General features: G+C 66.3%; 22 protein-coding genes, 1 tRNA gene and 1 other RNA gene. 11 read left to right on the top strand and 13 right to left on the bottom strand.

The window, feature by feature from the left end:
• The first annotated feature begins 286 nt into the window (after positions 1 to 286).
• Entirely contained in the window at positions 287 to 430 is a 144-nt protein-coding gene (locus SBI67_RS04605) for a hypothetical protein (protein WP_318979389.1), read from the top strand.
• Between the two features lie 58 nt (positions 431 to 488).
• Positions 489 to 830, top strand: a complete 342-nt coding sequence (locus SBI67_RS04600) for a DUF732 domain-containing protein (protein WP_318979578.1) — start codon at positions 489 to 491, stop codon at positions 828 to 830.
• 65 nt (positions 831 to 895) lie between these two features.
• Here SBI67_RS04600 and SBI67_RS04595 read toward each other — a convergent pair whose 3' ends face one another.
• Together SBI67_RS04595 and SBI67_RS04590 are read right to left on the bottom strand one after the other, a co-directional pair.
• Positions 896 to 1,408, bottom strand: coding sequence for a lipoprotein LpqH (locus tag SBI67_RS04595; protein WP_318979388.1), 513 nt, complete (start codon positions 1,406 to 1,408; stop codon positions 896 to 898).
• A gap of 135 nt (positions 1,409 to 1,543) precedes the next feature.
• Positions 1,544 to 1,987, bottom strand: coding sequence for a lipoprotein LpqH (locus SBI67_RS04590; RefSeq protein WP_318979387.1), 444 nt, complete (start codon positions 1,985 to 1,987; stop codon positions 1,544 to 1,546).
• Between the two features lie 62 nt (positions 1,988 to 2,049).
• On the opposite strand from SBI67_RS04590, the gene tgt reads away from it, so the two are divergent.
• Both tgt and SBI67_RS04580 read left to right on the top strand, forming a co-directional pair.
• Positions 2,050 to 3,300, top strand: coding sequence for a tRNA guanosine(34) transglycosylase Tgt (gene tgt / locus SBI67_RS04585; RefSeq protein WP_318979386.1), 1,251 nt, complete (start codon positions 2,050 to 2,052; stop codon positions 3,298 to 3,300).
• Between the two features lie 19 nt (positions 3,301 to 3,319).
• Positions 3,320 to 4,549 carry a cytochrome P450 gene (locus tag SBI67_RS04580; protein WP_318979385.1) on the top strand — a complete coding sequence of 410 codons (1,230 nt, stop codon included), beginning with the start codon at positions 3,320 to 3,322 and terminating at the stop codon, positions 4,547 to 4,549.
• On the opposite strand, the gene SBI67_RS04575 is transcribed toward SBI67_RS04580, so the two are convergent.
• From SBI67_RS04575 to SBI67_RS04550, 6 genes are all read right to left on the bottom strand, one after another.
• Positions 4,546 to 4,782 carry a hypothetical protein gene (locus SBI67_RS04575; protein WP_318979384.1) on the bottom strand — a complete coding sequence of 79 codons (237 nt, stop codon included), beginning with the start codon at positions 4,780 to 4,782 and terminating at the stop codon, positions 4,546 to 4,548. The genes SBI67_RS04580 and SBI67_RS04575 overlap by 4 nt on opposite strands.
• Positions 4,783 to 4,899: 117 nt before the next feature.
• Positions 4,900 to 5,172 carry a WhiB family transcriptional regulator gene (locus SBI67_RS04570; RefSeq protein WP_318979383.1) on the bottom strand — a complete coding sequence of 91 codons (273 nt, stop codon included), beginning with the start codon at positions 5,170 to 5,172 and terminating at the stop codon, positions 4,900 to 4,902.
• Between the two features lie 182 nt (positions 5,173 to 5,354).
• Positions 5,355 to 6,110 carry an amino acid ABC transporter ATP-binding protein gene (locus SBI67_RS04565; RefSeq protein WP_413232405.1) on the bottom strand — a complete coding sequence of 252 codons (756 nt, stop codon included), beginning with the start codon at positions 6,108 to 6,110 and terminating at the stop codon, positions 5,355 to 5,357.
• Between the two features lie 8 nt (positions 6,111 to 6,118).
• Entirely contained in the window at positions 6,119 to 7,621 is a 1,503-nt protein-coding gene (locus SBI67_RS04560) for an ABC transporter permease subunit (protein ID WP_318979381.1), read from the bottom strand.
• Between the two features lie 44 nt (positions 7,622 to 7,665).
• Complete coding sequence (gene gluQRS, locus SBI67_RS04555) at positions 7,666 to 8,526, bottom strand: tRNA glutamyl-Q(34) synthetase GluQRS (RefSeq protein WP_318979380.1); 861 nt, start codon at positions 8,524 to 8,526, stop codon at positions 7,666 to 7,668.
• A gap of 24 nt (positions 8,527 to 8,550) precedes the next feature.
• On the bottom strand, positions 8,551 to 9,195 hold the full coding sequence (locus SBI67_RS04550; protein ID WP_318979379.1) for an MBL fold metallo-hydrolase: 645 nt from the start codon (positions 9,193 to 9,195) through the stop codon (positions 8,551 to 8,553).
• A 108-nt stretch (positions 9,196 to 9,303) separates the two neighbouring features.
• Here SBI67_RS04550 and SBI67_RS04545 point away from each other — a divergent pair, with 108 nt between their 5' ends.
• Positions 9,304 to 10,380, top strand: coding sequence for an ATP-dependent DNA ligase (locus tag SBI67_RS04545; RefSeq protein ID WP_318979378.1), 1,077 nt, complete (start codon positions 9,304 to 9,306; stop codon positions 10,378 to 10,380).
• Here the strand turns inward: SBI67_RS04545 and SBI67_RS04540 are convergent.
• Entirely contained in the window at positions 10,377 to 11,036 is a 660-nt protein-coding gene (locus SBI67_RS04540; protein ID WP_318979377.1) for a TetR/AcrR family transcriptional regulator, read from the bottom strand. The two genes, SBI67_RS04545 and SBI67_RS04540, sit on opposite strands and share 4 nt — an antisense overlap.
• A 134-nt stretch (positions 11,037 to 11,170) precedes the next feature.
• Between SBI67_RS04540 and SBI67_RS04535 the strand changes: the two genes are divergently transcribed.
• From SBI67_RS04535 to ligD, 4 genes are read left to right on the top strand one after another with little or no spacing between them, the layout of a single operon-like run.
• Positions 11,171 to 11,593 (top strand): MmpS family transport accessory protein, encoded by a 423-nt coding sequence (locus SBI67_RS04535; protein WP_318979376.1) that lies wholly within the window; start codon positions 11,171 to 11,173, stop codon positions 11,591 to 11,593.
• A complete protein-coding gene (locus SBI67_RS04530; protein WP_318979375.1) occupies positions 11,590 to 14,487 on the top strand; it encodes an MMPL/RND family transporter in 2,898 nt (965 codons plus the stop codon). The genes SBI67_RS04535 and SBI67_RS04530 overlap by 4 nt, the downstream gene beginning before the upstream one ends.
• A 55-nt stretch (positions 14,488 to 14,542) precedes the next feature.
• Positions 14,543 to 15,610, top strand: coding sequence for an ATP-dependent DNA ligase (locus SBI67_RS04525; protein WP_318979577.1), 1,068 nt, complete (start codon positions 14,543 to 14,545; stop codon positions 15,608 to 15,610).
• Between the two features lie 2 nt (positions 15,611 to 15,612).
• Positions 15,613 to 16,653 carry a non-homologous end-joining DNA ligase gene (ligD, locus tag SBI67_RS04520; RefSeq protein WP_318979374.1) on the top strand — a complete coding sequence of 347 codons (1,041 nt, stop codon included), beginning with the start codon at positions 15,613 to 15,615 and terminating at the stop codon, positions 16,651 to 16,653.
• A 6-nt stretch (positions 16,654 to 16,659) separates the two neighbouring features.
• On the opposite strand, the gene SBI67_RS04515 is transcribed toward ligD, so the two are convergent.
• The 4 genes from SBI67_RS04515 to SBI67_RS04500 all read right to left on the bottom strand — a co-directional run bounded on the left by SBI67_RS04515 (position 16,660) and on the right by SBI67_RS04500 (position 19,881).
• On the bottom strand, positions 16,660 to 16,932 hold the full coding sequence (locus SBI67_RS04515) for a hypothetical protein (protein ID WP_318979373.1): 273 nt from the start codon (positions 16,930 to 16,932) through the stop codon (positions 16,660 to 16,662).
• Between the two features lie 921 nt (positions 16,933 to 17,853).
• Positions 17,854 to 18,879 (bottom strand): S1C family serine protease, encoded by a 1,026-nt coding sequence (locus SBI67_RS04510; RefSeq protein WP_318979372.1) that lies wholly within the window; start codon positions 18,877 to 18,879, stop codon positions 17,854 to 17,856.
• 83 nt (positions 18,880 to 18,962) lie between these two features.
• A complete protein-coding gene (gene lucA, locus SBI67_RS04505) occupies positions 18,963 to 19,712 on the bottom strand; it encodes a lipid uptake coordinator LucA (protein ID WP_318979371.1) in 750 nt (249 codons plus the stop codon).
• Positions 19,713 to 19,795: 83 nt separating this feature from the next.
• Positions 19,796 to 19,881 (bottom strand) — tRNA-Ser (locus SBI67_RS04500).
• A gap of 103 nt (positions 19,882 to 19,984) precedes the next feature.
• Here SBI67_RS04500 and ffs point away from each other — a divergent pair.
• Together ffs and SBI67_RS04490 are read left to right on the top strand one after the other, a co-directional pair.
• Positions 19,985 to 20,079: signal recognition particle sRNA small type (gene ffs, locus SBI67_RS04495), an RNA gene on the top strand.
• A gap of 53 nt (positions 20,080 to 20,132) precedes the next feature.
• Positions 20,133 to 21,419 (top strand): aspartate aminotransferase type Ic, encoded by a 1,287-nt coding sequence (locus SBI67_RS04490; protein WP_318979370.1) that lies wholly within the window; start codon positions 20,133 to 20,135, stop codon positions 21,417 to 21,419.
• Positions 21,420 to 21,453: the final 34 nt, after the last annotated feature.

The following is a 21,453-nucleotide window of genomic DNA, read 5'->3' as shown; positions in this document are numbered from 1 at the left end:
GGACCCTTTCTGGCACGACCCCGCACCCGATCTTGACATGTGTCGGCGGTTGCGGGGCTGGAATGGGTCAGGTGAGAGCTGCTGAGGCGTCGCCGGCGCGGCGCCACCTGAACCGCAGGTTACTGCCCGGTGACGTTGCTGTGTGGTTTTCGACACATCCGCGCCACGCCGCGGTGTATGCGCCGTCGGCGTCCGTTCACCATCGTGTCGTGTTCGTGGTGAGATTGATCAAAGATCCGGCGCGGCAGAAGAATTGGTGCCCGACCTGTGTCACAGTGGAGTCATCATGACGAACCCCAGTAAGAGGCCGGCGATGTGGCGTGACCCGTTGTCGTTGTCCTTCGAGGTGCACCGGCGCGTGTTGCTGGCACGTTTGCGGCGGCATCAGCGCCGCCACCCCACGCCGGCGCCGATCTTCGGCCGTCCCTGATCGGACTCCGCGCCGGTGCCGCCGGCGCTAGAGTGCTGCCATGCGCGTACTTCGAGCAATGGTGCTGGCCGGCGCAGTCGCTGCCGGATTGGTCGGGACCGCAACCCTGCCCGCCCCGGCCGCGCACGCCGACGTCGTCGCCTATCTGGTGAACGTCACGGTGCGGCCGGGCTACAACTTCGCCGGTCCGGACGCGGCCATTGCCTACGGCCAGACCATCTGTGACCGGGTCTCCGCACAGATGCCCTACGGCCAGCTCGTCGAGCAGGTCAAAGCGGACTTCAACACCGCGGATTATTACCAGGGCGCCTATCTGATCAACCAGGCGGTCAACGAGCTGTGCCCGGCGCAGATCTGGCAGCTGCGCCAGTCGGCCGGCGGCTACACCGTCCCGGCCTGAGTACCGACGACAACGGCGACGCCCCGGGTGGGGACGTCGCCGTCGGTGCTGGCAGGGAAATGCCGTCAGGGGCAGGTGACCTCGATCGTGAACGGTTTGTTCACCGGGGTCATGGGGTTGGCCATGTCGATACCGGTCGCGGTGCCACTGATCTTGTAGGTCTTGCCGTCTTTCTCGGCCTTGGCCTCGCCCTGGCCGGCGCCGGCCTGGTAGCCGAGGGTGACGCCGTTGACGTTGCCCAGGCCGACGGACGTCACGGTCGGGGAATCGCCCTCGCTGAGGACGGCGGCGATACCGGTGGCGGCCTCGCCGATCGCGATGTTGACGTTGCCGCCCATGGTGGCGCACACGACCGAGCCGTTGACGGTCTGGTCGGCGCCGTCGATGGTGACCTTGGTGGCGCCCGAACCGGAGGTTGCGGTGGGCGAGCCCGTCGCGGTCGCGGTGGCGGCCGCCGAGGTGGTGGTCTTCTCCGAGCTCGAGGAGCTGGAGGACTTCTTGTCATCCGAGGAACAGCCGGCCAGTCCGGCGATGACTATGGCCGCACCGCCCACGGCGACCACGAGTTCACGTTTCACCACTGATCTCCTTAAGTTGTGCGATCCGTTTCACGATCGCCTGATGATCCGAGAGCAGTATGGTGCTCAGCTGACTCATAGATACCGTTATGAGCGAAATACTCGACTGCGGGTCACCGACGGGTAATGGCCCGTTCAGCAGGCAACCTTCACGGTGAACCGGCTTTGGGCGCTGAAGCTGGCGTTGTCGGTCCGGAAGCCCGTGGCGGTGCCGGAGATGTCGTAGGTGCGTCCGGTCATGGTGACCGTGGCGGCGGGTTCACCGAGGCCGGCGTTGTAGCTGCCGGTGAATCCACCCACGTCGCGGAAGCTCACCGACTCCGCGGCCAGCTCGTCCTCGTTGGACACCATTGCGCTGATCCCGGACGTGTCGTCGCCGGTGCTGATGGTGGTGAGGAACCCGGCGGGGGAGCAGCGGACCGCATGGGTGGTGCCGGCGTCGCGGCCGTCGATGGTGATCTGGGCGGTCCCAGGGCTCAGGGCACCCGGCGGGGTGGTGGCCTGCGGCGGGGACGACGAGCATGCGGCGGCCGTCACGGCGGCCAGTATTGCGGTGCCAATCACCGTTCGCGTCCTCATGTGGTGAATCTACGACCGACAGGGGCCGAACACGCGGACTTCGCTGTTGATTGAATGTCCGGGTGAGCGAGCAGTATTTCGAGGTGCGGGCGCAGCTGCCCGGGCGCCAGGGCCGCGCCGGGGTCATCCACACCCCGCATGGCGATATCCAGACGCCGGCGTTCATCGCCGTCGGCACCCAAGCCACCGTCAAGGCCGTGCTGCCCGAGACGATGAAAGAGATTGGTGCGCAGGCTGTTCTGGCCAACGCCTATCACCTCTACCTGCAGCCCGGGCCCGATATCGTGGACGAGGCCGGTGGGTTGGGTGCCTTCATGAACTGGCCAGGGCCGACCTTCACCGACAGCGGTGGCTTCCAGGTGCTCTCGTTGGGGGTCGGTTTCAAGAAGGTGCTCGCCATGGACGCGACACGGCTGCAGAGCGACGACATCATCGCCGCGGGCAAGGAGCGGCTGGCCCACGTCGACGAGGACGGCGTCACCTTCCGGTCCCATATCGACGGCTCATCACATCGCTTCACCCCCGAGGTGTCGATCGGGATCCAGCATCAGCTCGGAGCCGACATCATCTTCGCGTTCGACGAGCTGACCACCCTGGTGAACACCCGCGGTTATCAGGAGCAGTCGGTGCGCCGCACGCATGATTGGGCGGTGCGCTGCCTGGTCGAACATCACAAGCTCACCGCAGCCAGGCCGGACAAGCCGCGCCAGGCGTTGTTCGGGGTGGTGCAGGGCGCGCAGTACGAGGATCTGCGCCGGCAGGCGACGCGCGGCCTGGTCGGGATCGGAGACGGTCCAGGTCCTGCGGAAGGCCTGAGCTTCGACGGGTACGGCATCGGGGGTGCACTGGAGAAACAGAACCTGGCCACCATCGTCGGCTGGGTCACCAGTGAGCTACCTGCTGACAAACCTCGGCATCTGCTGGGCATCAGCGAACCCGATGATCTGTTCGCCGCCGTCGCCGCGGGCGCGGACACCTTCGACTGTGTGTCGCCGTCCCGGGTGGCCCGTAACGCCGCCGTGTATTCGGTGCGCGGCCGGTACAACATCACCGGCGCCCGCTACCGCAGGGACTTCACCCCGATCGACGCCGAATGCGACTGCTACACCTGCGCCCACTACACCCGCGCCTATATCCATCACCTGTTCAAGGCCAAGGAGATGCTGGCGTCCACGTTGTGCACGATCCACAACGAGCGCTTCACCATCAGGCTGGTCGACCAGATCCGCGCCGCCATCCTCGCCGGGGAGTTCGACGAACTGCGTGAGCACGTGCTCGGGCGGTATTACGGGGCGGACCAGCGTTCTTCTTAGACGCATGCACAATAAGTGCATGACGACAGGCGCGCAGACCGCGGAAGCGCAGGCGCTGTTGGTCCAGATGCTCGACCCGGCGATCCGGGCCGATCCTTACCCGCTGTTCGGGCGCATCCGGCAGCGCGGGCCGATCGTGCTGCCGGAGATGAACATGGTGGTGTTCTCAGGTTTCGCGCACTGCGACGCGGTGTTGCGACACCCGGCGTCGTGCAGTGACGGGCTGAAATCCGCGGTGGTGCAACGCCAGATCGCCGAGGGCATCATCCCGCAGCGCAGCGCACCGCCGGGGTTTCTGTTCCTGGATCCGCCTGACCACACCCGGCTGCGTAACCTCGCCCAACAAGCCTTCTCGCCCAAGGTGGTTCGGGCGCTGGAGCCCGAGATCGGCGCGCTGGTCGGCGAACTGCTCGACAGGGCGCCGCGATCGGGTGTACTCGACGTGGTGGCCGATCTGGCCTACCCGCTGCCGGTGGCGGTGATTTGCCGCCTGCTGGGCGTACCCCTCGAGGACGAACCGCAGTTCAGCCGGGCGGCCGCGCTGTTGGCGCAGGGCCTGGATCCGATCATGACGTTGACCGGACACGCCTCCGAGGACGCCGACGAACGGCTGCAAGCCGGCGAGTGGATGCGTGACTATCTCGTCGATCTCGTCGAGCGCCGCCGGAGCGCGCCGCGCGAGGACATGATTTCCGCGCTCATCGCTGCCGAGGAAGGCGGTGATCAGCTCAACGCCGACGAGATCGTCGCCACTTGCAATCTGCTGCTCATCGCCGGGCACGAGACGACGGTCAACCTGATCGGCAATGCGGTGCAGGCGATGCTGCGTGAACCGGAGCACTGGCGCGCACTCGCCGACGATGCGGAACGGGCCAACGCGATCATCGAGGAGACGTTGCGGTACGACCCGCCCGTGCAGCTGGTGATGCGGATCGCCGGCGCGGACATGTCGATTGGTGACGTGCCGGTGCCCCAGGGCGACACCATGCTGTTGCTGCTGGCCGCCGCCCATCGCGACCCGAATACCTTCGGCCGGCCGGACGTCTTCGATCCAGATCGGGAAGACTTGCGGCACTTGGCATTCGGAAAAGGTCCCCATTTCTGCCTTGGTGCGCCGCTGGCCCGACTGGAGGCGCGTATCGCGCTGGCGGAGCTGGCCCGGCGGTGGCCGGACGCTCACCTGCGCGGCGAGCCGGTGTACAAGCCGAACGTGACCCTGCGCGGGCCGGCGTCGCTGCCGTTGGGCTAAGGATGGTGCACCATGCCCACCCAACCGTTGAACTGAGGAGCCTGTGGAGCCGTGATCGTCGGGGTGGCACTGATCAGGATGTGACCGGCGGTCTGGCAGATGGTGGCGCCGGCGCCGACGGGTTCACAGGGCGGGCCCGATGGTGCGGCCCCGGCCGGCGCGGCAAGAGCGATCACGGCTGCCGTTGTCGCGGCGGCCAATCCGGCGGTGACGAGGGGCGGGACGGTGCGCATGGGACTGTCCTTTCAGGAGGGATGAACTCAGCCTGGCTGTTTCGTCCTCCCGGGACAGCGGTGCTGACCCGCCATCTTTACGGGGGTTATCCCCATGCGCCCTTGGCGTCGATCAAGTTACCGGCGCATCGTGCGGTCCTGCAGATACCGCTTCCGGTCGTCCTCGGACAACCCGCCCCAGGTGCCGAACGCCTCCTGGAACGAGATCGAGTACTCGCCGCATTCGCGCGCCACCGGGCAGGCCGCGCAGATCGCCCTGGCCCGCTGCTGCCGGTTCTTGCGGGCCCACCCTCGCTCGCCGTCGGGATGGAAGAACAGGCTGGGGTCCTCATAGCGGCACCGGGCATGTAATTGCCATTCCCGTTCCTGACGTCGCCGTACCGATGGCATCTCAGGTGCTGTGACTGCGCCCATTGTTGCGATTCCTACCTGTTGCCGTGCCTGTCGAAAAGTGACCGTGGTCACCGTCCGGGCATGACGGTAACGGCACCTCCCGACTATGTCTAGACAAACAAACATATGGGTATGTCAGCGATTGGCGACATACCGTTCGGTTTGTCGCCACCTCGGAATCACAAGGGGTTCAGGATCCGGTCGAGGAACTGTTTGGTGCGGTCCTCGCGTGGGTTGTCGATCACCTCGGCCGGCGGCCCTTGCTCCAGGATGACACCCCGGTCGGTGAACAGCACCTGGTCGGAAACCTGCTTGGCGAACTGGATTTCGTGGGTGACGATCACCAATGTCCAGCCCTCGACGGCCAACCCCTTGATCACCGAGAGCACCTCGCCGACCAATTCGGGGTCCAGCGCGGAGGTGGGTTCGTCGAACAACACCACCTTGGGCTTGAGCGCCAGCGCCCTGGCGATCCCCACCCGCTGTTGTTGGCCACCGGACAGTTGGAACGGATATTGGTCGCGTTTGTCGGCTAACCCGACCTTGTCGAGCAACGCGAGCGCTTCGGCCTGGGCCTCGTCCCGCGGCCGCTTCTGCACGATCACCGGACCCTCGGTGACGTTCTGCAGCACCGTCTTGTGCGGAAACAGATTGTGACCCTGGAAGACGAAACCGCTCTGTGCCCGGTACCGGCGCAGCTGATCCTTGGTGGCCGGTTCGGCAAAATCGATGCGCTCGCCGCCGACCTGGATGACACCGGCGTCGGGGAGGTCCAGGGCGGCCAGCGTCCGCAGCAGTGTCGTCTTACCCGAGCCGGACGGCCCGATGATGGTGGTGGCCGTCCCGCGTGCCACGCTGAACGAGACACCTCTGAGAACCTTGTTGTCGCCGAACGCCTTTTCGATGCCATCGGCCTGCACGCGATAGTCGGTCACGTCCTCGGTCATCGCGCCACATACCTTTCCAGCCGGTGTTCCAGGCGGCTCTGGCCGAACGACAACACCAGGCAGATCACCCAGTAGTACACGGCTGCCGCGGTGTAGGTCGAGAAGAAGTCGAAGGTGGGCGCGCCGATCTCCTGAGCCTTGCGGAACAGTTCGGTCACCAGGATCACCGAGGCCAGCGAGGTGTCCTTGACCAGTGAGATCAACGTATTCGACAGCGGCGGCACCGCGACCCGGGTGGCCTGCGGGAGAATGATCCGACGCAGTGAACCGGCATAGCTCAGGCCGATGGTCTCGGCGGCCTCCCATTGACCCTTGGGGATGCTCAGAATCGCCGAGCGGATGATCTCGGCGGCATACCCGCCCACGTTCAGGCTGAAGGCAATGACCGCGGCGGTGAACGCCGGCAGCGTGACCCCGAACTTCGGCAGACCGTAGAAGACGATCACCAGCTGCACGAGCAGCGGGGTGCCCCGGATGATCGAGATGTAGAACCGGGCAATATTGCTCAGCACCACATTCGAGGACAGCCGGGCCAGTGCCACCGCCAGCGCGATGACCAGCCCGACGACGAAGCTGATGATCGTGAGCGGAATCGTCGCGGTGATCGCGGCCTTGGCCAACGGCCACAGGTTGTCCAGCACCAGCTGCAGCCCGGACCGAACCGCAGGCGCCGGCGCGCCCTGTTGCGCCTGCTGGCTCGCAGCACCGGTCGCATCGGCCTTGAGGTAACGCTGCGAGATCTCAGCGAGCGAGCCGTCGGCGCGCAGCTCGTCCAGTGCGCCGTTGAGTTCGGGCAGGTAGCCGCTGTTCTTCCGCGCGGCCAAGCCCTGCTCGCTCTTCTCGCCCGTCTGCGCCGCGATCTTCACCGACGTGTCGCCGGTCTCGGCCAGGTAGGCGTACACGGCGATACTGTCGTTCACCGTCGCGTCGATGCGGCCCTGGTTGAGCAGGGTGATGGCTTGGGCGAAGCCCTCCACCGATTCCACGTCGGCGCCGGCGTCCCGGGCCACCTTGGCCCAGTTGCTGGTGCTCGACTGTGCGGTGGTCTTGCCCTTCAGGTCGGCAAGCGATCTGATCGAGGTATCGTCGGCGCGGGTGACGATCACCCCTTCGCCTACCGAATAGGGTTGGGAAAGATCGTATTTGGCTTGTCGTTCCGGGTTGATGGTGACCTCGTTGGCCACCACGTCGAAGCGTTTGGCCTCCAGCCCGGCGAAGATCGAATCCCACGGCGTTTCGACGAACTCGACTTTGACGCCCAGCTTCTCGCCGACCGCCCTGGCCACGTCCACGTCATAACCGGTGAGTTCCCCGGTCTTGGGGTCGTGGTAGCTGAACGGCGCATATGTTCCCTCGGTTCCGATGCGCAACACCCCGGCGGACTTGATCGGGTTGTCGGCGACCTTCTCGGTGCCGCACCCGGCCAGCAACGTGGCGAACAGGGCGATCACCAACAGCGCCGTGCGCAACCTGGCAGATCGTCGAAGAGGGGAGCTCACCGGCGCAACCTAGCAACCCGCTGCGAATAACCCAACGGTTTGGCTCAACCCGGCTGGTAAATCCAGGGTTCGGCGGGCAGTGCGGCGGGATCGAAACCGGTCAGCATCTCAGCCGGGCTGCTGCCGGAGAGGCCCAGCGATCGAGCGATCTGGCCGAGTGCGCGCTGTACCCCGACTTCGGCGAGGGTGACTGCCCCGTCGCGCTTGGCCAGCCGCTTGCCTTCTGCGTTGAGCACCAGCGGCACGTGTGCGTACACGGGGATCGGGTGGCCGAGCAAGTGGGCCAGATAGGCCTGCCGCGGTGACGAGGACAACAGGTCGTCACCGCGCACCACCTGGTCGACGCCCTGGGCGGCGTCGTCGACCACCACCGCCAGGTTGTACGCGACGACGCCGTCCCCGCGGCGCAACACGAAATCGTCCACCACACCGGTGTATTGGCCATGGAGGAGATCGGTGACCGTGTACTCGGTGACATCACTGCGCAACCGCAGCGCCGGTGGCCGATCTCCCCTGGCACGGTGCGGGGGCAGGTCCCGGCACGTCCCGGGATAGGCACCTTCCGGGGCGTGCGGTGCGCGTGGCGCCGAGAGGATGTCCTTTCTGCTGCAATAGCATTCGTACACCAGGCCGCGCTCGATCAGCCCGGTGATCACCGCCGCGTAGCGATCCCGGTGGCTGCGCTGGTATTCCGGCGGCGCGTCCCACGTCAGGCCGATCGCTGCCAGATCGGCGATCTGACGCGCTGCGACGTCGGCGAAGGTGCGATCGTCGAGGTCTTCCACGCGCACCAGGAACCTGCGCCCGGTGGATCTGGCGAACAGCCAGGCCAGCAGCGCCGTGCGCAGGTTGCCGATGTGCAGGTCGGCCGACGGGCTGGGCGCGAACCGGCCGGCTGCTGTCATGCTGGCCAGGTTAGCCCGGCGCGGTCATGCCACCAGCGCGAGTCGCTCCCTGGCCTGCTCGACGCATCCGGCCCAGCGTTGCGCGCCGGGCACATGCACCCCGGAACTACCGGGAAAGGCGCTGGTGATCACCAGATCCGGGTGTAGGCCTGCCAGCACCTGCAGGCTTTGCGCCAGGGGCGCTGCCTCGCTGAACGACGGGATGTAACCGGCGACCCAGGTGCCCTCGGCGTCCAACATGATGGTGTCGCCGGTGAACAGGTAGGTCTGGCCGTTGACTCCGGGAACCAGATAGCAGGTGCTGCCCGGCGAATGGCCGGGTGTGGGGATCACTTCGATATCGTTGCGGTCGACGTGTCTGCTGCCGAGCGGGACGTCGACGTGGGCGTGCATCCCGATCTCGAGCAACTCGGTCGCCGGGGCATGCAGATTCGCGCCGAAGCGTTCGCGGATGGACCGCAGCATCGGGCCGGCCTCGTCGCGGTGCGACAGATACTGATGGGCCACACCACCGAGGGCCTCGAGCTCGGCGAAATCACGGTCGGTCTGCGTGCTGTAGAACAGGACATTGCCCAGTTCGCCGCCCGTCCACAGGTACGCGTGGGTGGTGAGTCCGGGAAACGGCCGATCGACGCTGGTCTCCCACAGGTCGGCGCGGATCTGTCGCATGGGTGCCTCCTCGCTGCAATGGGTACAGCCTTCAACATCAACCGCGGTTGAGGTCAAGCGATTTTCTCGGTGGTGTCCGCACCTCGCAGTTGGGGTCTAGAAAGAGGTATGCGCACGCCACCGCCCGTCGTTCCGCCGATCAAGCCGATGCTCGCCAAGGCCGTCGCCGCCATCCCGCCCGATGCGATCTACGAGCCCAAGTGGGACGGATTCCGGTCGATCTGCTTCCGCGACGGGGACGACATCGTGTTGGGCAGCCGTAACGAGCGCCCCTTGACCCGGTACTTTCCCGAACTCGTCGACGCCGCCAGGGCTGAACTTCCCGAACGCTGCGTCATCGACGGTGAGATCGTGGTGACCACCGAGTCCGGGCTCGATTTCGAAGCGCTGCAACAACGTATCCACCCGGCGAACAGTCGGGTGCAGATGCTCGCGGTCAAGACCAGGGCATCGTTCATCGTCTTCGACCTGTTGGCCGTCGGTGACCAGAGCCTGATGGAGCAACCATTCGAGTTTCGGCGCGCCCGGCTCGCCGAGGTGCTTGACCGGGCTGGTGCGCGGTTTCATCTCACCCCCGCGACCACCGACCCGGACACGGCGCGCCGCTGGTTCGACGAGTTCGAGGGCGCCGGTTTGGACGGGATCATCGCCAAACCGGCCGGTCTGAACTACCTGCCGGACAAACGGGCGATGTTCAAGGTAAAACATCAACGCACCGCCGATTGCGTGGTGGCCGGGTACCGGCCGCACACATCGGGTCCTGACGCCGTGGGCTCCTTACTGCTGGGGCTGTACAAAGACGACGGCGCACTGGCTTCGGTGGGTGTGATCGGAGCCTTCCCGATGGCCACCCGACGGGCGCTGGTCACCGAATTGCAGCCGTTGATCACCGATTTCGAGCACCACCCGTGGAACTGGGCGGCGCAGGTGGCCGCCGACCCCGAGCTGGCGCGCCGCTACGGCGGCGGCTCACGGTGGGCGGCCGGGAAAAGTTTGTCGTTCGTACCTTTACGCCCGGAGCGGGTGGTGGAGGTGCGCTACGACTACATGGAAGGCGAAAGGTTCCGCCACACAGCGCAATTCAACCGATGGCGGCCCGACCGAGACCCGGACTCGTGCACTTTTGCTCAGCTGGAACAACCGGCACATGTCGATCTGCGGCGCATCATCCCCGGGTTGGTTTAGCCCTCGCCCGCCGGGGCCGAGCCCTGCATGGCGGCGTCGGTCTGGTCCGCGTCCAGCGCATCGACCTCAAGGGAGTGGCGATCGTCGCGGTTGCGCATACCCTCCAGCAGCAGCGCCACGTAGCGGCGCCACAGCTCGGGCTGCACATGCCCGGCCCATTCGCTGACGGTGCCGGCCAGTAGGCCCATGACCGGCATGTCGGTGTGCTCGATATCGGGGCGCAGGTGGCCGTCGTCACGCGCTCGCTTGACCAGTGCCGAGACAACCGGCGCGAGACGGTCGCGCGCGCAGTCGACGCCGTAGCCACCGTGCGCCCTGCTGTACACCATTTCGCGCAGACCGCGATCGGTCGCGGTCAGTTCGCACATGTGCTGAACCCACCAGACGAAGCCGTCCCATGAATCTTCGTGCTGGAGCGCCTGTTCGGCGAGTGCGACAATCTCCTCGATACCTTCTTCGAAGATGGCGTCGATGAGATCCTCTTTGGTGGAGAAGCGGCGGTACACCGTTCCGACGCCGACATTGGCGTGGTGGGCCACGTCGTTGAGTGTCGCCTCCATGCCTTTGACCGCGAACAGCTCACGGGCAGCGGCCAGCACGCGCTGCCGATTGCGCTCGGCGTCCTTGCGCAGCCCGCGGCACGGCTTGTCACTCACCCGCCCCACATTAGTGATGTGCCTTACGTATGCCAATAAGCGGATTGACTCTATCCACTTAATAATCTTAGATTGCCTTACTGGTCTCTCGCCGTTGATGACCTGCGGCCGTCACATTCCGGAAAGGCTCGACCTTGATTGCGGTACTCAAGCGCGTCTGGCTGCCCGTCCTCATGGTGGTGGCCGTGGCGATCGGTGGGGTCAGCGTCTCCTACCTGCGGTCGGTGTTCGGTTCCGACGGTGCGGTGGTGACGCCGGTCGGTTCCGACACCGCCGAAAAGTTCAACCCCAAGGTCGTCGTGTACGAAGTCTTCGGCACCGGCACCACCGCAACCATCAATTACATGGACCTCCAGGGTCTTCCGCAGCGCACCCAAGCGGCCCTGCCCTGGACCCTGCGGCTGGAGACGACCATTCCGTCGGTCCAGCCCAATCTCCTTGCGCAAGGTAACGGGCAGTCGATCGGCTGCCGCGTCACCGTCGACGACAAGGTCAAAGACGAAAGGACGGCGACGGGCGTGGACGCCGCGACGTATTGCCTGGTGAAGGCCGCATGACCATCCTGAGCGACGACACCCCGACCGAAGCCCTGCCGCCCGCCGGCCACGCCGCCCGGCCGTGGCTGCCGCGCTTCATCCGTGCGTTTGCCATCCCGATCGTGTTGGGCTGGCTGGTCATCGTCGGGTTGCTCAATACCGTTGTGCCGCAGCTGGAAGAAGTCGGCAAGATGCGCGCGGTGTCGATGAGCCCGAACGACGCACCGGCTCTCATCGCGACCAAGCGGGTCGGCCATGTATTCGACGAGTACAACACCAGCAGCTCGGTGATGATCGTGCTGGAGGGCCAGGACAAGCTTGGCGCGGACGCGCATGCCTTCTACGACGAGATGGTCCGGACCCTGCGCGCGGACACCAAACATGTTCAGCACGTTCAGGATTTCTGGGGCGACACGCTCACCGCTGCCGGCGCGCAGAGCATCGACGGTAAGGCCAGCTACGTCCAGGTGTACATCGCCGGTGATCAGGGTGAGGCACTGGCCAACGAGTCCGTCGAAGCCGTCCGGCATATCGTCGACACCACCAAGGCGCCGCCGGGGGTCAAGGCTTACGTGACCGGACCTGCCGCGACGACGACCGACCAGAACGCGGTCGGTGACGCCAGTATGGAAATGATCGAAATGCTGACGTTCGCCGTCATCACCGTGATGTTGCTGATCGTCTACCGGTCGATCATCACGGTGCTGATCACCCTGTTCATGGTGGTGGTCGGGCTCTCTGCCGCGCGGGGCATCATCGCATTCCTGGGCTACCACAACGTTTTCGGGCTGACCACGTTCGCCACCAACATGGTGGTGACCCTGGCGATCGCCGCGGCCACCGACTACGCGATCTTCCTGATCGGCCGATATCAGGAAGCGCGCAGGGCCGGTGAGGACAAAGAGTCGGCCTACTACACCATGTTTCACGGCACCGCCCATGTCGTGCTCGCATCGGGCATGACCATCGCCGGCGCCACCTTGTGCTTGCACTTCACCCGGCTGCCGTACTTCCAGACCATGGGCATCCCGCTGTCGATCGGCATGACCATCGTGGTCGCCGCGGCACTCACCATGGGGCCGGCACTCATCTCGATCCTCACCCGCTTCGGCAAAATCCTCGACCCGAAGCGGATGGACCGGGCCCGCGGCTGGCGCCGCATCGGCGCGACGATCGTGCGGTGGCCGGGCGCGGTGCTGGTGATGGCAGTGGTGCTGGCCCTGGTCGGTCTGCTGACACTGCCCGGCTACCACACCACCTATAACGACCGGATCTTCCTGCCGGCCGATATTCCGTCGAATGTCGGCATGGCAGCGGCCACCCGGCACTTCTCCGAAGCCAAGATGAACCCGGAACTGGTGATGGTCGAGGCCGACCACGACATGCGTAACCCGGCCGACTTCCTGATCATCGACAAGATCGCCAAGGCGATGGTGCGGGTGCACGGTATCGCCCAGGTGCAGACCATCACCCGGCCCGACGGCAAACCTATCGAACATGCCTCACTGGCCTATTCGATGAGCCAGAGCGGCACCGGCACGCTGATGAACAACGACTATCAGCAGAAGGTGCTGGACAATACGCTCAAGCAGGCCAACGACATGCAGACGACCATCGACTCGCAGGAGAAGCTGTACAGCATCACCCTGCAACTGGCCGATGTCACCCGCAAGATGGCCGACAAGATGGCCAACACCTCGACCGATATCAACGACGTCCGAGATCACCTGGCCGACTTCGACGATTTCTTCCGGCCGATCCGTAATTACCTCTATTGGGAACCGCACTGCTACGACATCCCGATGTGCTGGTCGGTGCGGTCGATCTTCGATGCGCTGGACGGCATCAACAAGATGTCCGACGACTTCCAGGACATCGTCCCGGATCTGAACCGGATGGCCGAACTCACGCCGCAGATGGCCGCCGTGATGCCCGCGATGATCCAGACGATGAAGAACCAGAAGCAGTACCTGCTCAACCAGTACCAGGCGCAGAAGGCCCAGCAGGATCAGAACATCGCCAATCAGACCAACCAGACGGCGATGGGGCAGGCGTTCGACGCGGCGCGCAACGATGACAACTTCTACCTACCGCCGGAGGCCTTCCAGACCGCGGACTTCCAGCGGGGTATCAAGCTGTTCATGTCCCCGGACGGACATGCGGTGCGGTTCACCGTCTTTCATCAGGGTGACCCGTTGAGCGAGGAAGGCACCTCGCATATCGAACCGCTGAAGATCGCGGCGGCCGATGCCATCAAGGGCACACCGCTGGAGGGCTCGACGGTCTACGTCGGCGGTACCGCGGCCATGTACAAGGACATGCAGACCGGCGCCGACTACGACCTGCTCATCGCGGCGGTGGCCTCGTTGATCCTGATCTTCCTGATCATGGTGGTGCTCACCCGTGCGGTGGCCGCCGCTGCCGTCATCGTCGGCACCGTGGTGCTGAGTCTCGGTGCCTCCTTTGGCCTTTCGGTTCTCATCTGGCAGCACTTCGTCGGCATTCCCTTGCACTGGATGGTGCTGCCGATGTCGGTCATCGTGTTGCTCGCCGTCGGCGCGGACTACAACCTGCTGCTGGTGTCGCGGATGAAGGAAGAGATCCACGCCGGCCTGCACACCGGCATCATCCGCTCGATGGCGGGGACCGGTTCGGTGGTCACCGCCGCCGGGCTGGTGTTCGCCTTCACCATGATCTCGATGGCGGTCAGCAAGCTGATCGTCATCGGCCAGGTCGGCACCACCATCGGCCTGGGCCTGCTGTTCGACACGCTCGTGGTGCGCTCGCTGATGACCCCGTCGTTGGCCACTCTGCTCGGGCGGTGGTTCTGGTGGCCGCTGCGCGTTCGGCCCCGACCGGTGCCGCAGCCCTGGCCGAAACCGCGAGAAACCGCACCCGACGCCGCACTCGGGTAGCCGGCGGCGCGCCCGGTCGCGATGACATTGCCCACCGGCGCCGGTCTACGTGAGTATGGAAGATGTGGACCTGCCCGTGCTGCCGCCGGTCGAGCCGATGCTGGCCAAGGCCGTCGGCACGGTACCCGCTGACCCAGGGGTCTGGTCCTACGAACCGAAGTGGGACGGTTTCCGGGCCCTGGTCTTTCGGGACGGCGACGACGTGGTGCTGCAGTCGCGTAACGGTAAGGAATTGGGCCGGTACTTCCCGGAGCTGAGCGAGGCGCTGCGCGACGAGCTCGTCGATCGGTGCGTGCTGGACGGGGAGGTCGTCGTACCCCGGACGGTCGCGGGCCGGGTCCGGCTGGACTGGGAGTCACTGAGCCAGCGCATCCACCCGGCCGCCAGCCGGATCAAGCTGCTTGCCGAGCAGACCCCCGCTCACTTCATCGGATTCGACGCGCTGGCGCTGGATGAGCGCTCCTTGCTCACCGAGCCTTTCCGGGTGCGGCGCTCGGCGCTGCTCGACGCGGTCACCGAGGAGACCTGGTGCCATGTCACCCGCACCACCGAGGACCCCGCCCTGGGCGCCGCATGGCTGGACACGTTCGAGGGAGCGGGACTGGACGGCGTCATCGCCAAGCGGTTGGACGGGCCCTATCTACCGGGTAAGCGGGAGATGGTGAAGGTCAAGCACCATCGCGATGCCGACTGCGTCGCGATGGGCTACCGGATCCACAAGAGCGGCGGGGGCCTCGGATCGATCTTGCTGGGCCTCTACCGCGACGACGGCGCGCTGCAGATGGTCGGCGGTGCCGCCTCGTTCACGGCCAAGGACCGGCTCAAGCTGCTGGCCGAGCTCGAGCCGTTGCGTGCGGGCGACGAGGTTCGCGAGGGTGACCCGAGCCGGTGGAACTCGGCGGCCGACAAACGCTGGATACCGGTGCGACCGGAACGGGTGTGCGAGGTGGCCTACGACCAGATGGAGGGCCACGCCGCCGGCAGCGACGAGACGGCATTGCGGTTCCGGCACGCGGTGAAGTTCCTGCGCTGGCGACCCGACCGGGATCCCACCAGTTGCACCTTCGCCCAACTCGACGTGCCGTTGCGATATGACCTGTCCGACGTCCTGAGGGGGAACTGACCATGGCCACGCCCGCCGAAGAACTCGACATCGACGGTGTCGCGGTACGCCTGACCAACCCGGACAAGGTGTACTTCCCCCGCCCCGGGTACACCAAGGGCAACGTCGTCGACTATTACCGGTCCGTCGCCGACCGGATGGTCGCCCTGCTCAAGGACCGGCCCACACATCTGCAGCGCTTCCCGGACGGTATCGAGGGCGAGGAGATCTACCAGAAGCGGGTGCCGCAGAAACACCCCGATTATCTGCAGACCTGCACGGTGACGTTCCCGTCCGGTCGGACCGCGGACGCCCTGAAGGTCACGCATCCGTCGGCCATCATCTGGGCCGCGCAGATGGGCACCATCACGCTGCACCCGTGGCAGGTGCGCTGTCCGGACACCGAACACCCCGACGAATTGCGGGTTGACCTGGACCCGCAACCCGGCACCGACTTCGCCGACGCCCGGCGGATCGCCGTCGAGGTACTCAAGCCCATCCTCGACGACCTGGGTTACACGGGATATCCCAAAACCTCCGGTGGCCGTGGCGTGCACGTGTTCATCCGGATCAAGCCCGAGTGGGACTTCATCGCGGTCCGTCGGGCCGGTATCGCCCTAGCCCGGGAGGTGGAACGGCGCGCGCCGGACGCCGTCACGACCTCGTGGTGGAAGGAAGAAAGGGGCGCCCGGTTGTTCATCGACTACAACCAGAACGCCAGGGACCGCACCTTCGCCTCGGCGTATTCGGTGCGCAAGACGCCGATCGCGACGGTGTCGATGCCGCTGACCTGGGACGGGCTGGCCGATGCGGATCCCGATGACTACACGATCGCCACGGCGCCGGACCTGGTGGCCCAGCGGGACGACCCGTGGGCCGGTATCGACGAGACCGCGCACTCCCTGGAGCCGCTACTGGAGATGGTGCGTGCCGACGACGAACGCGGACTCGGGGACCTGCCCTATCCGCCCAGCTACCCGAAAATGCCCGGTGAACCGCCGCGGGTGCAGCCCAGCAAGAAGGTCGCCGCCCATTGGGACGCCGAGGGCAACCCGGTCACCTGAGGCCGCTCAGCGCAGCGGGACGACTCCGGCGCTGACCAGGATCGGCTGAGTGCCCTCCAGCGATTCCAGATGCGAGGCTGCGCTGGATGCCGCCGCGACCGAGCTGAACTCGACCGCACCCAGCAGCAGCAGGGGCCACAGTGCCCCGGCGGCGGCGCTGAGCGCGAACTGGTACGGCACCGGCTCGTGCTCGGTACCCATGCGCCTGCTGGCCACATAGATGACCACAGCGCTGAGTGCCCAGCCGATCAGGTAGGCGCCTATTAAGGTTTGGACCACGTTGTCATCCCCCTTGCCAGGCGAGCCGACTGTTGCCTTGTGCACAGCTGCCCGCCGCGGGTCGTTAAGCCAAATGTAACGCCGGGATGCGGACCGGGAAAGTCCCGTGCGACGCCTGTGGGACGGAAAACCAGCAGGTCAAGGGCGTTCAGGTAATCTCCAGCAACGCTCTGGGCGATTGCCCGCGCAATGACCGCTACGGCTGCCGACGCGCCGCGCAACGTTTGGTGGCTGATGTCGAGGGCTCCGACGGCGTTAGCCGGGAGAGGGTCGCCGGCCGCCGCGACACACACGTGTGCCGGGGTGTCGGGCGCTCAGACGGCGCGGGGAAGGGCCCGACGGCCCAGGGCTGCGGGCCCACGGCAACGTCGGCGCGGCACGGCGTCCGCCGGCTGCGTGCGCAGCCGTGCGCCGGCCAGCTGCCGTGAACGGCGTGCCCTCGGCTGCCCGACCGACAATCCAGCCGACCACCGGTGCGATGAAACACGCTGAGCCAGTGCCAATTTCAAGATCATTCTGTGGGTGCCGGTATCCGTCGGCGATCCTGACGCTGGCGGGTCGTGGAATCGGCACCTGTCGGGGCGGTCAGCCTCGGCGGGCCGGCGCACCGGGAGTGAACCGCCACTGGCGCCGGGCGGTCCTGGTGACCGCTCGGGGCGCCGGTGCGCGACGCCACCGATTCGGCTGCGCGCCGGGCTCCTCCCCGAGAGACCGAAGCGGAGGCGGGCGGCGGGGGAGCCACCCGAATTCGACGTCGGGCGACAACAATGGCTATTTTGACGAATACGTCACATTTTGTCGCCAACGCTGGTGTGAGCAACGTTGCTACCACGTATATTACGCGGACGAAAATTTTGAAAAGTTTTTCGGCCGGACGGCGTGGCTATGCGGTTTCGCGGCGCGCCGCGTGCGGCGGGGTGGTCAGTCACCCGCGTTCAAGGTGGCCTTTCCGGTCCGGTGCTGACCGGCCCGGTCGATCCACGTCAGGGCGATGACGTCGCCGGGATAGTGGCGATCGAGCACCGCGGTGAGCTCGGTCGCGGAGTCCAGCGGGGTGCCGTCGAGGGTCAGCAGGACATCGCCGTTGGCCAGGCCCGCCAGGTCGGCGGGTCCGCCACGCATCACCTCGTGCACCATCACCCCGGGAAACGCCTCGTGCTGTTCGGCGGTGCTGACGCCGACGCCCAGCAGCGTCGGAGGGCCGATATGGACGGTCTCCGACGGGGTACCGGCACGAATCTGGTTGGCGATCGGCAGCGCGTCGTTGATCGGGATGGCGAAGCCCTCGCCACCGGGGCCCATCCTGAAGTTGACCGAGGCGGCGGTGGTGATGCCGACCACCTGGCCGGCGCTGTTGACCACCGGTCCACCGGAATCACCGGCCCGTACCGGCGCCGCGATCTCGATCAATCCGTTCATCTGGTTCGACGAGCCGGTGAGCTCGTCCTCGGCGCTGATGGTGCGGCCGAAGGCGCTGACGGTCCCGGTCTCCTGGGTCAGAGGGGCGCCGGAACCGCGGGCATTGCCCAGGGCGACGACGGGATCCCCGATGGCCAGCTGTGCGGAATCGCCCAGCGGCGTGACGGGTAGTCCGCCGGCGCCGCGCAATTGCAGCACGGCGATATCCCGGCCGCGGTCGAAGCCGACGATATCGGCGGCGAACGACCGGCCGCCCACCATCGCGTTGATGGTGTCGGCGCCCTGGATCACGTGGTAGTTCGTCAGCACCTGGCCGTTCGGGTCGACCACGATGCCGGTACCGGTGCCCATCACATGCTGGTAGTCCACGGTGGTGTCGATGCGCACGACGGAAGGTTCGACCGCAGCGATGGCTCCGGTCAGATCGGCGGGTGCCGCGATCGCGGGAGCGGGCGGGGCGACCACCAGCACCGCAGCCAGCACGGCGAACAGGACCGTCAGCCACCGTCGAAAGTGGAACGTGCCCATTCGCCGCCTTCCGGAGCGCCAGAGGTGTTCCCTCAATATTGACGGTGCGACCGGAAGCTGTCGACGTATCGACACGCTGGCGGTCAGTCTTCGACGGCTACCCCGCCGCGCGTGCGACCGCGTCGCGCTTTTCCGGCGGGCCGGCGGTTGCGCAGCTTGCTCCCACCGGCCTCGGTTTGGGTATCGGTGTCGTCGGCGTCCTCGTTACCGCCGACGGAATCCGTGTCGGTCGCGGTGGCCTCGTCGGTGTCCGAACCCTCGCCAGGCACGGCGGGTTCTTCGTCCGCGGCCGCCTCGGCGGGTTCGGATGTGTCGGAAATCTCGTCGTCAGCCTCGTCGCCGGCGCTCTGACCGCGACCTCGACGCGACTTCTTCTCCGCCTTGGGCTTGAGCGGTTTCGGCGGCGGCGGGGGCAGTTCGGCCACGAAGGCCAGATAGAACGAGAACGCGCCGAGCAGCGCAATTGCGGCGGCCGCACCGTAGATGCCGAAAAGCCACTGGCCGGCGGTGTCGAGGCTCAGCCAGATCTCACTGATACCGGCGCCCGCGATCAGCAGCCCGGCCAGTACGTGCGCCGCCATCGACGACACCCGTAACGACAGTGCCAGGGCGGGCGTGCCCAGTTCCGGCTTACGCGTGCGTGACCACGTGAAGAAGACCGGTAGTGCCGTCAGCACCACGACGACACCGCAGACGATGCGCATCGCCGTGCCGAGGGCGTGGGGCCACTGCCCGGTCAGCTCGAACCAACGTGGCAGGACGAAGAAGAAGTACAAGGCGACCTCAAGCACCAGAGACGCTGCATGCCACAGCACCGCGATACCGCGCCGCATCGTCCTCCTCGGGTCGGTGGGCCGGGGCGCGCCGGCGGCGATCGTCTGACGACGATGAGCCGGCCGCGCCCCGGGCCCGACGGCGGAGGATAGGGGATTTGAACCCCTGAGGGCTGTTAACCCAACCCGCGTTCCAGGCGAGCGCCATAGGCCACTAGGCGAATCCTCCGTCGGCCATGGTAACCGACCGTCCGGGCCCGCCGAACCAGCCGCCCGTCTCACCGACCCCCGGTCGCCCCGCTGCCGCCCGCGCCGAAGGACTACACTCACTGTCCGGACCCCGCGCGGCGTCCATCCTGTGAACTCCCCCAGGGCCGGAAGGCAGCAAGGGTCAATGGGCTCTGGCGGGTGCGCGGGGTCCCCTCATGTTTTTGGTCGGTGGCTTGTCTGGCTCCTCTGGCTTCTCTTGAAAGGCGCGCCGTGTCGTTTGAGTCCCTCGGCCGTGACGAACTGGTCGCCCAGCACGACCTGCAGCAGCAGAACTACGCCACCTTGCGGGCCAAAGGGCTGGCCCTCGACCTCACTCGCGGTAAGCCGTCGCCGGAGCAACTGGATCTGTCCAATGCGCTGTTGAGCCTGCCGGGCGACACGTATCGGGATGCTGACGGCACCGACACCCGCAACTACGGTGGTCTGCACGGGCTGCCCGAGCTGCGGGCCATCTTCGGCGAACTGCTCGGCGTCCCGGTGCCCAACCTGATCGCCGGTAACAACGCCAGCCTGGAGTTCATGCACGACGCGGTGGTGTTCTCGCTGCTGCACGGCGGCGTCGACTCCCCGAGGCCCTGGGCCGAGGAGCGGGCGGGGGCGGGCGTCAAATTCCTGTGCCCCAGCCCGGGGTATGACCGTCACTTCGCCATCACCGAGAGCTACGGCATCGACATGGTGATGGTGCCGATGCGCGAGGACGGCCCCGACGTCGACCTGATCGAGGAACTCGTCGCCGGAGACGCCACGATCAAGGGCATGTGGTGTGTGCCGGTGTACTCCAACCCGACCGGAGCCACCTATTCCTGGGAGAACGTCCGCAGGCTGGTCCAGATGCGGACGGCCGCACCGGATTTCCGGTTGTTCTGGGACAACGCCTACGCCGTCCACACCATCACCCACGATTTCGTCAAGCAGGTCGATGTGCTCGGGTTGGCGGAGGCCGCGGGGAACCCGAACCGCCCGCTGATCTTCGCGTCCACGTCCAAGATCACCTTCGCCGGGGCCGGGGTCAGTTTCTTCGGTGGCTCGCTGGGCAATATCGCCTGGTATCTGCAGCATGCCGCGAAGAAGTCGATCGGGCCGGACAAGGTCAACCAACTGCGCCACCTGAAATTCTTCGGTGACGCTGACGGGGTGCGCCTGCACATGCAGCGGCATCAGGCGCTGCTGGCGCCCAAGTTCGCGTTGGTGGCCCAGATCCTGGAGGACCGGCTCGGGGAGTCCAAGATCGCGTCCTGGACCGACCCCAAGGGCGGCTATTTCGTCAGCCTCGACGTGCTGCCCGGTACCGCCAAGCGCACCATCGCGTTGGCCAAGGACGCCGGGATCGCCGTCACCGCGGCGGGCGCGGCGTTCCCGTACGGAAAAGACCCCGAGGACAAGAACATTCGGATCGCGCCCAGCTTCCCGTCCGAACCCGATCTGCGCGAAGCCATCGACGGGCTGTCGACCTGCGCGCTGCTCGCGGCCACCGAGTCGCTGCTGGCTCGTGATTAGGCTCGTGGCCGGTCGGACCGGCTCGGTAGCCTGC

This window comes from Mycolicibacterium chengduense (assembly GCF_033741155.1).
Lineage (GTDB): Bacteria > Actinomycetota > Actinomycetes > Mycobacteriales > Mycobacteriaceae > Mycobacterium.
Note: the sequence above shows the minus strand (reverse complement) of the source record. Positions and strands in the feature narration are given on the sequence as shown.

Excerpts from the sequence above, each read along its gene's own strand:
- SBI67_RS04605 (WP_318979389.1), top strand. The coding sequence starts at position 287 with ATGACGAACCCCAGTAAGAGGCCGGCGATGTGGCGTGACCCGTTGTCG.
- SBI67_RS04600 (WP_318979578.1), top strand. The coding sequence starts at position 489 with ATGGTGCTGGCCGGCGCAGTCGCTGCCGGATTGGTCGGGACCGCAACC.
- SBI67_RS04590 (WP_318979387.1), bottom strand. The coding sequence starts at position 1,987 with ATGAGGACGCGAACGGTGATTGGCACCGCAATACTGGCCGCCGTGACG.
- SBI67_RS04580 (WP_318979385.1), top strand. The coding sequence starts at position 3,320 with ATGACGACAGGCGCGCAGACCGCGGAAGCGCAGGCGCTGTTGGTCCAG.
- SBI67_RS04575 (WP_318979384.1), bottom strand. The coding sequence starts at position 4,782 with ATGCGCACCGTCCCGCCCCTCGTCACCGCCGGATTGGCCGCCGCGACA.
- SBI67_RS04570 (WP_318979383.1), bottom strand. The coding sequence starts at position 5,172 with ATGCCATCGGTACGGCGACGTCAGGAACGGGAATGGCAATTACATGCC.
- gluQRS (WP_318979380.1), bottom strand. The coding sequence starts at position 8,526 with ATGACAGCAGCCGGCCGGTTCGCGCCCAGCCCGTCGGCCGACCTGCAC.
- SBI67_RS04550 (WP_318979379.1), bottom strand. The coding sequence starts at position 9,195 with ATGCGACAGATCCGCGCCGACCTGTGGGAGACCAGCGTCGATCGGCCG.
- SBI67_RS04545 (WP_318979378.1), top strand. The coding sequence starts at position 9,304 with ATGCGCACGCCACCGCCCGTCGTTCCGCCGATCAAGCCGATGCTCGCC.
- SBI67_RS04530 (WP_318979375.1), top strand. The coding sequence starts at position 11,590 with ATGACCATCCTGAGCGACGACACCCCGACCGAAGCCCTGCCGCCCGCC.
- SBI67_RS04525 (WP_318979577.1), top strand. The coding sequence starts at position 14,543 with ATGGAAGATGTGGACCTGCCCGTGCTGCCGCCGGTCGAGCCGATGCTG.
- ligD (WP_318979374.1), top strand. The coding sequence starts at position 15,613 with ATGGCCACGCCCGCCGAAGAACTCGACATCGACGGTGTCGCGGTACGC.
- SBI67_RS04510 (WP_318979372.1), bottom strand. The coding sequence starts at position 18,879 with ATGGGCACGTTCCACTTTCGACGGTGGCTGACGGTCCTGTTCGCCGTG.
- lucA (WP_318979371.1), bottom strand. The coding sequence starts at position 19,712 with ATGCGGCGCGGTATCGCGGTGCTGTGGCATGCAGCGTCTCTGGTGCTT.